The sequence below is a fragment of the Algisphaera agarilytica genome, from assembly GCF_014207595.1.
In the GTDB taxonomy this organism is placed as follows: domain Bacteria; phylum Planctomycetota; class Phycisphaerae; order Phycisphaerales; family Phycisphaeraceae; genus Algisphaera; species Algisphaera agarilytica.
Map to the genome: position 1 here is coordinate 2,576,475 of NZ_JACHGY010000001.1, position 12,443 is coordinate 2,588,917.

Below are 12,443 nucleotides of genomic sequence, written 5' to 3' on the forward strand. Positions count from 1 at the left end.
GAACTTGAGGTTTAACTGATCGCAAACTGAGCGTCACAAGTGAACTACAGCGAAACGACAGCGGCCCCGAAAGTCAGACCGATGGGTTCAGGAGAACGCAATTCGGCGGTATACACATCGGACGGCAGGGGACGTGAGAGGCAGTTTTAAAGCCACCACATCGGGCCGATGCAAGTGAGGTCGAGCCAGGCTCGAACGCGGAAGGGTAGGGAAAAAAAGCAGCTTAGGCAAACCCAAAGCGATCAAAACAACCAGTGGGTAATAATCGCCGTATAAGTGGAGCTTATCGCTGGTTTAATAAATCTAGATATGAGCCAATGGTCGATTCCACACCGGAAAATAACGATTCGGCGACCAGGGCGTGTCCAATGCTGACTTCTTCGACTCCACCAACATGCTCGAGGAAGAGCCCGAGGTTGGCTTGATCCAGATCGTGACCCGCGTTCACGCCTAGGCCGGCGTTCTTGGCTGCTGCGGCCGTGTCCGCGAATCGGGTCACCGTTGCCCGCTGATCGGGGGTTCCGAACGCCTGGGCGTACGACTCGGTGTAGAGCTCGATCCGGTCGGCCCCGGTTTGCTTGGCCGCCTCGGCGGTGGCCGGATCGGGATCAACGAACAAACTGACCCGGCATCCCTGGCTCCGCAACTCCTCGACGATCGGGAGGAGTTCGCCGACCACTTCGGGCTTGGTCAGTTCAAAGCCGTGGTCTGACGTGTTCTGGTCCGAAGCATCGGGCACCAGGGTCGCTTGGGTCGGGCGGACGCGGCGCACGATGGGCATCAGGTGGTCGCCGTGGGAGAGGTCGAGCGGGTTGCCCTCGATGTTGAATTCCCGGTCGGCGTATTCGGGTGAACTTAACAACTCCGCGAGGGCATCGACATCGGTGATGCGGATGTGGCGTTGGTCGGGGCGGGGATGGACCGTGATGCCGTGGGCCCCGGCGTCGAGCGCAGCCCTGGCGAAGTCCACGACCGAAGGCACCTCGCCGGAGCGGGCGTTACGAAGCAGAGCCACCTTATTCACGTTGACCGAAAGAGCCGTTGACATGCCTCAACGATAGCACACCGCGCTTCACCTGGGCGACTGGGTGTTCTCCGTGACCCCGCGGACCTGGAACGCCAGGATCAGCGACCAGAAACACAGCACCAGGTTCTGCACCGGCAGCTGCAGCGCCAGCGGCAGGCAGTAGATCACCATCACGGCCGGCACCCACACGCCCCAGTTGCTGATCACCACCGGCAGCACGGACTGCATCCACCATCGCTTCCAACGCGTCAGCGACCGTCCGCCCAACCCGATGCCCCGCAGCGAATAGCCCGCGTCCTTAAACGCGTAGGCCGCCACCGTTGTCGGCACCGCCCAGATCGGGCAGTAGATCCCCATGTCCACGATGATCTTCTTCGTCAGCGTGAGCACATCGCTTCCCTGGCCGAACCACATCGCCTGCAGGCGGTACATCCCGTCGACCTCCAGGCCCTTGATCCCCCAGAACACCACAAGAAACCCAAGGTGGTGCCACGGGGTGAACCGCCGCACGCTCGGCCGAGCCCGCTGCACCAACCAAGGCAGCACGCCGCCGAAAAACGCGGTGCTGGGCACCACAAACATCCAGCCCAGCTCTGCTTTCAGATCCGCCAGCGCGTTCAACGCCGCCGTGACCGGCGGGACGTACCAGTAGCTCACCAGCAACCCCACCGCAAACACACTCAGCACCGCGCCGGGCACCGCGTTGGCCCGCGCCGCGGCGAGGCCCGCCTGCCACGGATGGATCGCCGGGTCGGGCGAGCGGGAGGGGGGTAACGACATGCCGGCGGCAGGTTCGGACATGGTCGAATGATAGCCGCAGGCAGATACGGGAAATGGATTAGCGTTTCGGCGGGTCGGCCAGCATCACGACGCGCAGGTTGTAGTGCACGAAGCTGTCGAGCTTGCCCCTTAGCCAGAGCAACGGTGCCCGGCTCGGGTCGCCGGGGGCCACGATCGGGCGGAGGTTGTCACGCTTGGAGTTCTGCGTGATCGGGGTCCACGACCACGTCTTGCCGAAATCCTTGGTGTGGCCGCAGAAGATCTCGTAGTGGCGCTGCTGATCGGCGGCACTGATCAGCGGCTTGCCGGTGACCGGGTCCGCGTCCGTGGAGATGTAGACCGTATTCACGGCATACGGGTGGATCACCGCCAGGCCGGGATAGTCCACCTCGGGGGGGTACAGGGCCCGGCCGGCAAAGGCCATCTCGTGCTCGACCCAGCGCTCGCCGTCGAAGCGGGCGTAGTGGTAACGCAGGTCGTTGCCGCCCGCGTGAAGGTTGTCGCGCACATCGCCGCCGTCCCGCTGCGTCGAGAAGATCATGACCGGAAGACCCTCGGCATCGAGTCGCAGGTCAACGGTCCACGCCACGTGGTTGCGGTTGCCTTCGTAGACCCGGGTGAAGGAGGGCGGTTGAAGCTCGGCCTTGTCGCTGGAGGACAAGGGGCCGATCACGCGGCCGTCGCTGTGGCAGAGCATCATCTTGTCGTCGATGAGCCGGGCCGTGCCGTGGTAGATGCTGTTGTCGTAGCCGCGTGGGTGTTCTTCGGTGGTGGCGAAGTGGATCGTGTCGCGGTGGTTCGAGGCGTAGCGGACATACGGCCGACGCCCGTCGTGCCCGGTGCTCTTCGGGTCGTCTGGCTTCGGGTTCCAAGTCATCAGCTTCCCGCCGTAACGCCAGGTTTCCCCGTGGTCGTCCGAGACGAGGTAGTTGGGTTTGTAGCCGCGACCGCGGTGGAAGTTGAACAGCCGATCGGCCGCCCCGTCGAGGGAGTAGAGGTTGGAGTAGCAGTACTTGCCACCCACATCGAGTTCCCGCTCGGGGAGCCAGGTCGTGGGGTCGTTGGGGGACTCGGTGATCCGCCAGCGGCAGAGTTGGTCGGAGCTGTGCTTGCCGTAGACCGCGAGGACCCGGCCGTCGGGCTGGACGTACAGGCCGGGCACGCAGTGGTCGTCTTCCTGGAGGTGGGCGTGCAGGACCGAGCGGGTGGTCTGGCCGGAGGCGAAGTCGTAGGTCGAGACCTCGATATTCCCCACGCGCTGATTGCCGCCGGGCCCGCGACCGCTGGCCACCGATGCGACCCACAACCGGCCCTGGTGGATCAACGCACGCTCGTCCTGGTACCAACACCAGCCGCCGTTGTTGTTGATCACGATGCTGGTGGGGGCCGTTTTCTCTGACATATGCGGTCGATCCTCAACTCACAGTTTACGCCGGTTCGACGTTGACGGCGCAGCTGACCGAGTTGGCGATGAAGCAGTGCTCGTGGGACTTGTGGTGCATGTCGTCGATCGTGGCGGCGTCCGGCGTGGTGTCGCCGCCGAACACGATCGCGGGCCGGAGCGTGACGGTGGTCATCGCCATCTTCTTGTTCTCCAGTGTGCCCAGCACGCCCGAGGCGTTGTCGACGTACGACTCGACGACCAGCCGCTTCTTCGCCGCGATCGCCAGGAACGTCAGCATGTGGCAGTTCGACAGCGAGGCCACGAACATCGTCTCGGGATCGACCTTCTCGGGATCGCCCATAAAGTCCGCCGCCGCCGAGCTCTCGACCACGTGCCCGTTGGCGAAGGTCACGGTGTGGTTCCGCGAATAGGTCTGGTAGGTGAACTCGGCGTCGCCGCGCTGCCACTCGATCTTGGCGGTGTGTTCGCTCATGTTAAAGGTCCTCGCATTGCATCAGTTCGACGGTCTCGCCGTCGGGTCCCTTGAAGAACGCCAGACGCAGCGTGACCGCGGCGGGCCCGGCCTCGGCCTGGTTCTCAATCGGTACGTCGTTCGGCTCCACCGTGATCGTCATCCCCGCCTGCCGGACACGCTCCACCACCTCGTCGAGGTTGTCACACCTCAGGCAGAAGTGCAGCAGGCGGGCCTCGTCCGGCGACGCCGGGTCGTCTTCGCCCCGCTCAAACACCTCGACGTAGTTGCCGTCGCCGATGTCGAGCATGACCGCCCGGGTATCCCCATCCATCAGCCACTGCATCTTCGGGCTCGCGCCCAGGGTCTGGGTGTAGAACGCGACCGAGCGGTCGAAGTCGGGGGTGCGGAGGGCGACGTGGTGGATCCCCCCGCCACGCAGATAAGGGTTGGTATGACTCATGTACAGAATCATACCCCGTCGGCATGGTGACAGCCGTATGCCGTAGTCAACGGCATGCGTGACAGACAAGAAGGAGCTTGGCGAATCAACCGCGTATTACGCAGTGCGCCGACGAGCCACGAATCCCAGAAGACCCGTCACGATCAACGCCGCGGCCCCGGGTTCGGGGATGACTTCGCCGATGGGGATGGAGGTTTCCATCTTGAAGTTTGAGTCGTTGTGATAACGCTCGGCGTAGAACAGGTCGAACTGGTGGTTGGTGCCGACCTCGGCCAGGCCGATGATGTCGTCGAGGTTGATCGAGCCGGAGACGAACGGCTCGGAAGCGCCGGTGGCGGCGTGGAGTCCGCCGAGGTCCAGCGCGAGTTCGCCGTCGATGAAGACCCAGAGGTCGTCGTCGCCGCGGAACGAGAAGGTCTCGCCGCCTTCGTACATGAACTCGGTGCTGATATGCATCGTCCAGTGCCAGTTGTGGCCGGACTCGATCGGGGTGCCGTTGTAGAACGGGATGCCGCAGTCCGGCGTCAAGCCGTCGGCGTCGAGGCTGATGGTGTTGCCCAGGCCTTTTCCGTCGAGCGGGAAGAAGGCGTTGCTGTCGATGCCGTAGACGTTGGAGCTGCCGATCTGGTCCAGCACCAGGGTCTCGCTCAGCATCACGTTGTAGGCCGCGTCCGGCTTGTACCACTTGTCGAAAAGCATCGCGTCGTTGTTGGTCGTGTTGGACGCCCCGGAGTGAACCGGCACGCCATCCACGCCCAAGGTGCTTTGCACGATGCCCGTGTCGAGGATCGAGTGACCCAACCCCCCGAGGAACGTCGGCGACTGATTCACCGCGTCCCAGCAGTGACCCATATCGAACTCGAAATCGGGGTGCGTGTTGACTGGGTCGGGCGCGAGGCCCACGCCGCTCGACTTGTCGCCGATGTTGTTCGTGCCGTTGAAATCATAAAACGTGACGTCGATTTCGAGCTGCTTCCCCTGCGCAATCGCATCGGTCCCCACACCCGCGATACACCACAACCCCACCACGACACAACATCCCTCAAAGGAAAACCGCATCTCGCACCTTTCGCAAAACAGCTCTTGACCTAACTCAGATGTACGAACCACTTAACCCAAAGAAATGACGTTCAGGCGTGTCGAAACACGCCGAATCAATCGGTACCCGTATATTTTGCGCTCAGGGAGTAAATTCAAAAATAGGTAAAAACCACTAGGGGTCGAAAATTACCCGCTGGCTTGCAGTTTCTCGACGATCCCGCGGTCTTCCAGGGTGGTCGTGTCCTGCTTGATCTCGTTGCCCGCAGCGATGTCGCGGAGCAGGCGACGCATGATCTTGCCGCTGCGGGTCTTGGGCAGGGCCTCGGTCAGGCGGATCTGGTCGGGCTTGGAGATCGGGCCGAGTTCCTTGGCGACGTGGGCGGACATCGACTTCTTCATCGCCTCGGCCGCGTCGCTGCCGGGGGCGGGGACCGCGCCCTTGGTGATGACAAAGGCCGAGATGCCCGTGCCCTTCACGTCGTGCGGGAAGCCGACCACCGCAGCCTCGGCCACATCGGGGTGGCTGACCAGGGCCGACTCGATTTCCATCGTGCCGAGGTTGTGGCCCGCGACAACGATGACGTCGTCGATCCGGCCGGTGATCCAGAAGTTGCCGTCCGGATCGACACGCGCGCCGTCAGCGGGGCAGTACATGCCCGGCACCTTCTCCCAGTAGGTCTGGACGAAACGCTGGCGGTCGCCGTAGATGCCGCGGAGCATCGACGGCCAGGGCTTGCGGATCACGAGGATGCCGCCGGAGTTGTTTGGGACCTCTTCGCCGTCAGAATTCACGACGGCGGCATCGATGCCCAGCATGGGTCGGCAGCACGAACCCGGCGTCGTGGTCGTCGCGCCGGGCAGGGGGGTGAGCATGTGCCCGCCGGTCTCGGTCTGCCACCACGTATCGACGATCGGGCAGCGCTCGCCGCCGATCTTCTCGTGGTACCACACCCACGCCTCGGGGTTGATCGGCTCGCCCACGGTGCCCAGCACCTTCAGCGACGACAGGTCGTGCTTCTCGACATGCTCATCGCCCCACTTCATAAACGCGCGGATCGCGGTGGGGGCGGTGTAGAACTTGGTGACCTTGTGCCGCTCGACCATGTCCCAGAACCGGTCGGGGCCCGGCTCGTTGGGGGCGCCCTCGTACATGAGCGTGCGCACGCGGTTGGGCAGCAGGCCGTAGATGATGTAGCTGTGTCCGGTGATCCAGCCGATGTCGGCCGTGCACCAGTACAACTCGTCGGGGTCGTCCGGCTTGAGGTCGAACGTGAGCTTCGAGGTCATGTAGGTATGCACCATGTACCCGCCGGTGGTGTGCATGATGCCCTTGGGCTTGCCGGTGCTGCCGGAGGTGTAGAGGATGAACAGCAGGTCCTCCGCGTCCATCTCCTCGGCGGGGCAGTCGTCGCTGATGCCGTCCATCAGGTCGTGCCACCAGTGGTCCCGGCCGACGGTCATGTGCACCTCGCACTCGGTGCGCTGGTACACGATGACGTTCTCGATCAGGTCGGTCATCTCCAACGCTTCGTCGACGTTGGCCTTGAGCGGCACGTTCTTGGCCCGACGCCACGATCCGTCGCAGGTGATCAGGAGCTTGGACTTACCGTCTTCCACCCGGTCACGGATCGCCGACGCGGAGAAGCCGCCGAAGATGATCGAGTGCACCGCCCCGATCCGGGCACAGGCCAGCATCGCGATCGCCAGTTCGGGCACCATGCCCATGTAGATCGTGACCACGTCGCCCTTCTGCACGCCCTTGGACTTGAGCACGTTGGCGAACTTCGACACCTCACGCAGCAGGTCGTTGTAGGTCAGGTTCACGACTTGGGGTTGACCGTCCGCGTAAGGCTCGGCCTCCCACACGATCGCCACCTGATCGCCCAGCCCCGCCTCGACCTGCCGGTCGATGCAGTTGTAGCAGAGGTTGGTCGTGGCCCCGACAAACCACTTCGCGTCGGGCGCTTCCCACTCCAGCACCTTGTCCCACGGCTTAAACCAGTGCAGCTGCTCCGCGACTTCCGCCCAGAACGCCTCGGGCTCGGCGATCGAGCGGGAGTGCAGTTTTTCGTATTCCTCGATCGACCCGATGTGCGCTTGCGCGGCAAACTCGGCCGGCGGGGCGAAGCGACGATTCTCCTGCAGGTTCGACTCGGTGGACTCGGCTCCGGACATATCAATCAGCCTTTCGAGATGAGAAAATCAGATGAGGCGACTCGGCAAACAACTCGGTCCGGGTCGGTCCCTTCATGGTAATTGCCGTTCCTGCACGCCACAACGGGCGGTCTTGACAGCAAGCGAGTCCTCCCTACAATCAGCGATTCGCTGGCGACGCCAGCCCCACGCCTCCTTAGCTCAGTCGGTTAGAGCATCGGATTCTTAATCCGCAGGTCCTAGGTTCGAGTCCTAGAGGGGGCACTTCCCAAACGCTCTGCAAACGATGCAGGGCGTTTTTTTGTTGGACACACTCGGTTCGCTGGAACCGTGAAGGCCGATCGCCCTGAGCCTGCTCACCCTCCCCTTTGATATACCGCAGACGCCGCTGCCCGACCGCAGCGAGGCGTTGGTCGCCGACGGCGAAGAACGCATCAGCGATTACCTCGGGGCGCGACGCGGGGGCGGGGCCGGTTTCGGCGGGGGCGGGGGGGCGTTCGTGCCGGCCGACTACCGGCGGGTCTACACCGGGCTGGCCGCGGTCTACGAGGCGGGCCTCGCGCCGACCGAGCAGTTCTGTGAATGGGGCAGCGGCTTCGGGATCGTTGCCGCGTTGGCGGCGCAGCTCGGGTTCGAGGCCTGCGGGATCGAGCTCGAGCGCGACCTCGTGCCCCAGGCCGAGGAATTCGTGGCCGAGCACGACCTCGACGTGCCGTTCGCCCACGGCAGCTTCATCCCCGAATCGGCCGAGCACCTGGCCGATGTGCAGGACGACCTGGCGACCCTCGGCCGAGGCGTGGCGGACGGCTACGACGAGCTGGGCCTGGACCCCGACGACTTCGGCCTGATCTACGCCTACCCCTGGCCCGGCGAAGAAGAAATCGTCGAACAAATCTTCGACGCCGTCGCCGCCCGCGGTGCGTTGCTGCTCACCTACCGCAGCACCGAGGACTTGGTGTTGCAACGCAAGGCGTAAAAAGCAGACAAGCGTTTTCACTTGCCTGCTCATTAATGGAAGTTCGGCGGGGGCTAATCCAAGAGGTGTGTGCCGTGCGTGAGTGCGGCACCCGCACGGAGTGCAGCGGCGACATGGATCGTCTCGGCGATTTCTTCTTGGGTGGCCCCGGCTTTGACCGCGGCCTCCTTGTGAAGCTCAAGGCAGTACACGCACTGCGTGGTGAGCGCGACGCCGAGCGCCATCAGTTCTTTGTACTTCGCGGGGATCGCGCCGTCTGCGAGGGCGGCCTGGTCGTACTCATAGAATTTGTTGAACGTGCCGCCATCGATCTTGCTGAGTGTGGGGAGTTTCTTGAGGTTTTCCATCGAGTGCATGGTGGTTTCCTTCTAGAGTTGAGCGGATTTCGGGTTAGTTGCGGCCGGCCATCACGCCGCCGTCCACATCCCAGACCGCGCCGGTGACCCAGCCGGTTTCGTCGGACAGCAGCTGGGTAATGACCGAGGCGACATCGGCGGGGCGACCAACGCGACCGATCGGGTGGAAATCATTGAAGCCCTGCAGGTTCTCTTCGATCTTGTCGGCGGGCATGAAGTTGCCGTAGATCGGCGTGACCACGACCGCGGGGGAGACCGCGTTGACACGGATGTTGTAGTCGCCGAGCTCCATCGCGAGGTGCTGGGTCATCGCGTGCAGGCCGGCCTTGGCCATGGAGTACGCCGACGACGGGGTGGCCTTGATCGCCTGCTTGGCCCACATCGATCCGATGTTCACGATCGATCCGCCGCCGTACTGCTTCATGTTTTCCGCGACCGCCTGGGTGATGAAGAAGGTGGCGCGGTTGAGTTCGAGGTAGCTGTCGTAGTCTTCTTCGCGGTGGTCGAGGAACGGCGTGGGGTTGAACGTGCCCGCCGAGTTGACGAGGTAACCGATGGGCGTGGCCTGCGCCTTGAGATCATTGGCAAAAGCCTGCACGGCCCCGCGGTCATAGAGATCGAGCTGGCTGGTCTGCACCGTGCCCAGCTCGGCAATCTCGGCCCGGGCGACTTCGAGCCGCTCAGGGTTACGGCCGACGATATGGACCGGGATGCCGCGGCCGGCCAGCTGTTTCGCGGTTTCAAGGCCCATTCCGGTGGTGCCGCCGATGATCAAGGCTTGGGGTGTGTTATTCATCATAAATTCCTTATTACCTACCAGTAGGTAGTTATTGGGGGTAAAAAAATCAGCCGCCTAACGGCCGAAACATTTGAAGCAGGGTTTTCGTGGCAGACTGCATGTGTTTGAGCCCGCCTTGGGTGCGGGCGATCAGCAGCGCGCCTTCCAGGGACGACAGGATGAACTGGGCCGAGGACTTTGACGAGCCGACGACCGCGAGCGTGCCGTCCTGGGTGCCTTCGTCGAGGATGCGCTTGATCCAGCCGTGGTTCTCCGCGAAAAACGCCAGCACCGCGTCCGCGGCGGGGCCGTTAAGCGTGAGCATCTCCGCGGCGAGCATGCCGCAGAGGCAGCCCCGGTCGTGAGGCGCTTCCCGCAAGGGCTCAGCAAACAACGCGGCATAGCGCTTGAACTTCTCGGCACCGTTGTGTTCGCTGTCGAGGATGTGCTGAACCGACTGGGCGAAACGCTCGCGGTACCGTGCCAGCAGCTTGACGACCATGTCGTCCTTGCTGGGGAAGTGGTAGTGCACGCTGGCTTTGCGGATCCCCACCGCCTCGCTGAGGTCCTGAAAGCTCATCGCGTTGAGCCCCCGCCGCTGGACCAGGTCTTGGGCCACGTCCATCAGGCGGGTCAGGGTGTCGGAGGGGGAGGTCGTCACACGGGAAGTCTACCTACCTATTGGTAGGTGTCAAGCCCCGAGTGCAAAATTGCAGCGATTTGCTTGGTTCTGTAATGGGCAGGCTTCACATAAAGAAGTGGGCCTCACTTCGCAGGGCAACTCTGTAAATGGGGCAACAGATTCGGTATCGTTGCTGTGCGTGCGGCGCTCCGTTTAACGTGTCAGGGAGCCGAGGGTTTGGTGTTACAGCGAAAGTACAGGTTAACGCCCGCGATTTTTGGGGCGAATAAAGCCTTCCACTTCGAGATTCCGCAACTCCAGTGAGACGCTGGGTACAAACATTGCTGTTTCTAAGTGCGAGGCCCGGATGGTGACGATGTCTCCTGACGCTCGGAGTTTGTCACCCACCTCCAGATTCCGTGCTTTTCGTGCGAGAGCATTGTTGCCGAAGACTTTGATCTTGGCGATCGACTGCCTGAGTGTTCGGTTGTGATAGGTGACATCAACCGGCTCAAAGTCCAGGTAGATCACCCAAGGTGAAGCCGCAGCGTCTTCGGTTAGTGCGGGATTCTCCAGCACCGTGATCGACTTGATGACTGCTTCGTCCCTGTACCAGTCGTTCCACACCGAGTAGTTGAGAAGCAATTCCGCTTCCTCTGCGGCGGCTTTTGACCAGACCCCCGAATCTTCGTTGGGCTGAGCCTGGGGAGGGAATTTTTTCAATAGATCGGTGATATCACGGATCGGTTTGCTGACCCATCCGGAAGATTGTTTTGGGGTTTTCGGCGGGGAAGTATTGCCGCTAGCTTTTGCTTCGGCGTCTCGCAATTTCATTTTGAGCAATGCGATTTCGGCTTGAAGTTGCTCAACCTCCGCGTCCGTTGCGGCGTGGGCGATGTCGGGTGCGTGTAGGGACAGACCGATGAATAGGGCCAGGCAGGCGGCGGCGATACGCATGGGAAAGCTTCCTCGGAAAAAGTTGTGGAATCTGAAACTTGGCGAGTCGCGTTAGGACCGCTCGTCCATCGGGGTGATGCCGTGCTTAGCGGGGCCGGTGTAGACCTGGCGGGGGCGGTAGATGCGGCTCTTGGTATCGCGGACTTCTTTCCAGTTGGCGATCCATCCGGGCATCCGGCCGATGGCGAACATGACGGTAAACATGTCGCTGGGGATGCCCATGGCCCGCATGATGATGCCCGAGTAGAAGTCGACGTTCGGGTAGAGCTTGCGGCTGGTGAAGTACTCGTCGTTGAGTGCGGCTTCTTCCAGACGGCGGGCGATGTTGAGAAGCGGGTCGTTGACGCCGAGCTTGTCGAGCACCTTGTCGGCCGAGGCCTTGAGGATGCGGGCGCGGGGGTCGTAGTTCTTGTAGACGCCGTGCCCGAAGCCGTAGAGCTTGCCCTTGGTGGCCTTGATGTCATCCAGGTACTGGTTGATGTCGACGCCGGATTTTTCGATCTCGTTGAGCTGGTTGATGACCGCGACGTTGGCCCCGCCGTGCAGCGGGCCGGAGAGGGCGGCGACGCCCGCGGAGACCGAGGCGAAGAGGTTGGCGCCGGAGCTGCCGACCATGCGGACGGTCGAGGTCGAACAGTTCTGCTCGTGGTCGGCATGGAGGATGAGGATGAGGCTGAGCGCCTTGATCACATCCGGGTCCATCTCGAAGTGGTCGTGCGGGTTGGAGAACATCAGGTGCAGGAAGTTCTCGCAGTAGCTGTTGGTCGGCTTGGGATACATGATCGGCAGGCCCGCCGAGGTGCGGTAGGCACCGGCGGCGAGGGTGCGGACCTTGGAGATCAGCTTGGCGGCGGCCTCCTCGAAGGTGCTGTCGTCTTCCATGTTCATGACCTCGGGCTGGTAGGCCGAGATCGCGTTGATGGTTGCCGAGAGGATGGCCATGGGGTGGCCGTTGGCGGGGAAGGCGTGGAAGGCCTGGATGACGCCTTCGTGGATCATCTGGTGCTGGGTGAGCAGCGAGCGGAAGTGGGCGACGTGGTCCGCGGTGGGCAGCTCGCCGTAGATGAGCAGCAGGGCGGCTTCGATGAACGAGCAGTTGGCACAGACGTCTTCGATGGGGATGCCGCGGTAGCGGAGGATGCCCGCCTCGCCGTCGATGAAGGTGATCTCGCTGCGGACGCTGCCGGTGTTGCGGTAGCCCTCGTCGAGGGTGATGTAGCCGGTCTGAGCGCGGAGCTTGGCGATGTCGATGGCGTGTTCGTCTTCGGTGCCGACGATGATGGGCAGGTCAAGCGGCTCGTGGCCGGGGAGCTCGAGGCGGGCGGTTTGGGCAGGGGCCGCGTTTTGGGTGGTCATCGTCAAAAAATCCGTCGTGACTGGGGCTGAAAGGTGAGAAAATCAAGTGTAGGGGCTGATCGGGCTTCACGCCAGCG

Annotated in this window: 13 protein-coding genes and 1 tRNA gene; 2 read left to right on the top strand and 12 right to left on the bottom strand. The window is 62.8% G+C overall.

From position 1 onward, the window contains the following. Positions 1–283 precede the first annotated feature (283 nt). The 7 genes from HNQ40_RS11160 to acs form a co-directional block, all read right to left on the bottom strand. Positions 284–1,048, bottom strand: coding sequence for a pyridoxine 5'-phosphate synthase (locus HNQ40_RS11160; RefSeq protein ID WP_184677913.1), 765 nt, complete (start codon positions 1,046–1,048; stop codon positions 284–286). 24 nt (positions 1,049–1,072) lie between these two features. Beyond that, the gene (locus tag HNQ40_RS11165) at positions 1,073–1,828 is read right to left on the bottom strand and encodes an Mpv17/PMP22 family protein (RefSeq protein WP_184677914.1); all 756 of its coding nucleotides are present in this window, start codon (positions 1,826–1,828) and stop codon (positions 1,073–1,075) included. A gap of 37 nt (positions 1,829–1,865) precedes the next feature. Further along, the gene (locus HNQ40_RS11170) at positions 1,866–3,209 is read right to left on the bottom strand and encodes a BNR-4 repeat-containing protein (RefSeq protein ID WP_184677915.1); all 1,344 of its coding nucleotides are present in this window, start codon (positions 3,207–3,209) and stop codon (positions 1,866–1,868) included. Positions 3,210–3,234: 25 nt separating this feature from the next. Next, complete coding sequence (locus HNQ40_RS11175) at positions 3,235–3,684, bottom strand: OsmC family protein (RefSeq protein ID WP_184677916.1); 450 nt, start codon at positions 3,682–3,684, stop codon at positions 3,235–3,237. 1 nt (position 3,685) lies between these two features. Continuing rightward, positions 3,686–4,126, bottom strand: a complete 441-nt coding sequence (locus tag HNQ40_RS11180) for a VOC family protein (RefSeq protein WP_184677917.1) — start codon at positions 4,124–4,126, stop codon at positions 3,686–3,688. Positions 4,127–4,222: 96 nt separating this feature from the next. Next, positions 4,223–5,185: a fibro-slime domain-containing protein gene (locus HNQ40_RS11185; protein WP_184677918.1), complete on the bottom strand. Its 963-nt coding sequence runs from the start codon at positions 5,183–5,185 to the stop codon at positions 4,223–4,225. Positions 5,186–5,353: 168 nt separating this feature from the next. Beyond that, a complete protein-coding gene (gene acs / locus HNQ40_RS11190) occupies positions 5,354–7,342 on the bottom strand; it encodes an acetate--CoA ligase (protein ID WP_184677919.1) in 1,989 nt (662 codons plus the stop codon). A gap of 169 nt (positions 7,343–7,511) precedes the next feature. Here acs and HNQ40_RS11195 point away from each other — a divergent pair. Next, positions 7,512–7,585: transfer RNA gene (locus tag HNQ40_RS11195), tRNA-Lys, on the top strand. A 145-nt stretch (positions 7,586–7,730) separates the two neighbouring features. Continuing rightward, positions 7,731–8,297 (top strand): class I SAM-dependent methyltransferase, encoded by a 567-nt coding sequence (locus tag HNQ40_RS11200; protein WP_184677920.1) that lies wholly within the window; start codon positions 7,731–7,733, stop codon positions 8,295–8,297. 53 nt (positions 8,298–8,350) lie between these two features. Here the strand turns inward: HNQ40_RS11200 and HNQ40_RS11205 are convergent, their stop codons facing one another. The 5 genes from HNQ40_RS11205 to HNQ40_RS11225 form a co-directional block, all read right to left on the bottom strand. After that, positions 8,351–8,653 carry a carboxymuconolactone decarboxylase family protein gene (locus HNQ40_RS11205; protein WP_184677921.1) on the bottom strand — a complete coding sequence of 101 codons (303 nt, stop codon included), beginning with the start codon at positions 8,651–8,653 and terminating at the stop codon, positions 8,351–8,353. Between the two features lie 34 nt (positions 8,654–8,687). Beyond that, positions 8,688–9,452, bottom strand: coding sequence for an SDR family NAD(P)-dependent oxidoreductase (locus tag HNQ40_RS11210; protein ID WP_390675231.1), 765 nt, complete (start codon positions 9,450–9,452; stop codon positions 8,688–8,690). 46 nt (positions 9,453–9,498) lie between these two features. Further along, positions 9,499–10,092, bottom strand: coding sequence for a TetR/AcrR family transcriptional regulator (locus tag HNQ40_RS11215; protein ID WP_184677923.1), 594 nt, complete (start codon positions 10,090–10,092; stop codon positions 9,499–9,501). Positions 10,093–10,314: 222 nt separating this feature from the next. Next, complete coding sequence (locus HNQ40_RS11220; RefSeq protein WP_184677924.1) at positions 10,315–11,010, bottom strand: hypothetical protein; 696 nt, start codon at positions 11,008–11,010, stop codon at positions 10,315–10,317. A 51-nt stretch (positions 11,011–11,061) separates the two neighbouring features. Next, positions 11,062–12,366, bottom strand: a complete 1,305-nt coding sequence (locus HNQ40_RS11225) for a citrate synthase (protein WP_184677925.1) — start codon at positions 12,364–12,366, stop codon at positions 11,062–11,064. Positions 12,367–12,443 lie beyond the last annotated feature (77 nt).

What these genes read in the sequence shown, in the direction of transcription:
- HNQ40_RS11160 (WP_184677913.1), bottom strand. Translation starts at nt 1,048, where the DNA reads ATGTCAACGGCTCTTTCGGTCAACGTGAATAAGGTGGCTCTGCTTCGT.
- HNQ40_RS11165 (WP_184677914.1), bottom strand. Translation starts at nt 1,828, where the DNA reads ATGTCCGAACCTGCCGCCGGCATGTCGTTACCCCCCTCCCGCTCGCCC.
- HNQ40_RS11170 (WP_184677915.1), bottom strand. Translation starts at nt 3,209, where the DNA reads ATGTCAGAGAAAACGGCCCCCACCAGCATCGTGATCAACAACAACGGC.
- HNQ40_RS11175 (WP_184677916.1), bottom strand. Translation starts at nt 3,684, where the DNA reads ATGAGCGAACACACCGCCAAGATCGAGTGGCAGCGCGGCGACGCCGAG.
- HNQ40_RS11180 (WP_184677917.1), bottom strand. Translation starts at nt 4,126, where the DNA reads ATGAGTCATACCAACCCTTATCTGCGTGGCGGGGGGATCCACCACGTC.
- HNQ40_RS11185 (WP_184677918.1), bottom strand. Translation starts at nt 5,185, where the DNA reads ATGCGGTTTTCCTTTGAGGGATGTTGTGTCGTGGTGGGGTTGTGGTGT.
- acs (WP_184677919.1), bottom strand. Translation starts at nt 7,342, where the DNA reads ATGTCCGGAGCCGAGTCCACCGAGTCGAACCTGCAGGAGAATCGTCGC.
- HNQ40_RS11205 (WP_184677921.1), bottom strand. Translation starts at nt 8,653, where the DNA reads ATGCACTCGATGGAAAACCTCAAGAAACTCCCCACACTCAGCAAGATC.
- HNQ40_RS11210 (WP_390675231.1), bottom strand. Translation starts at nt 9,452, where the DNA reads ATGATGAATAACACACCCCAAGCCTTGATCATCGGCGGCACCACCGGA.
- HNQ40_RS11220 (WP_184677924.1), bottom strand. Translation starts at nt 11,010, where the DNA reads ATGCGTATCGCCGCCGCCTGCCTGGCCCTATTCATCGGTCTGTCCCTA.
- HNQ40_RS11225 (WP_184677925.1), bottom strand. Translation starts at nt 12,366, where the DNA reads ATGACCACCCAAAACGCGGCCCCTGCCCAAACCGCCCGCCTCGAGCTC.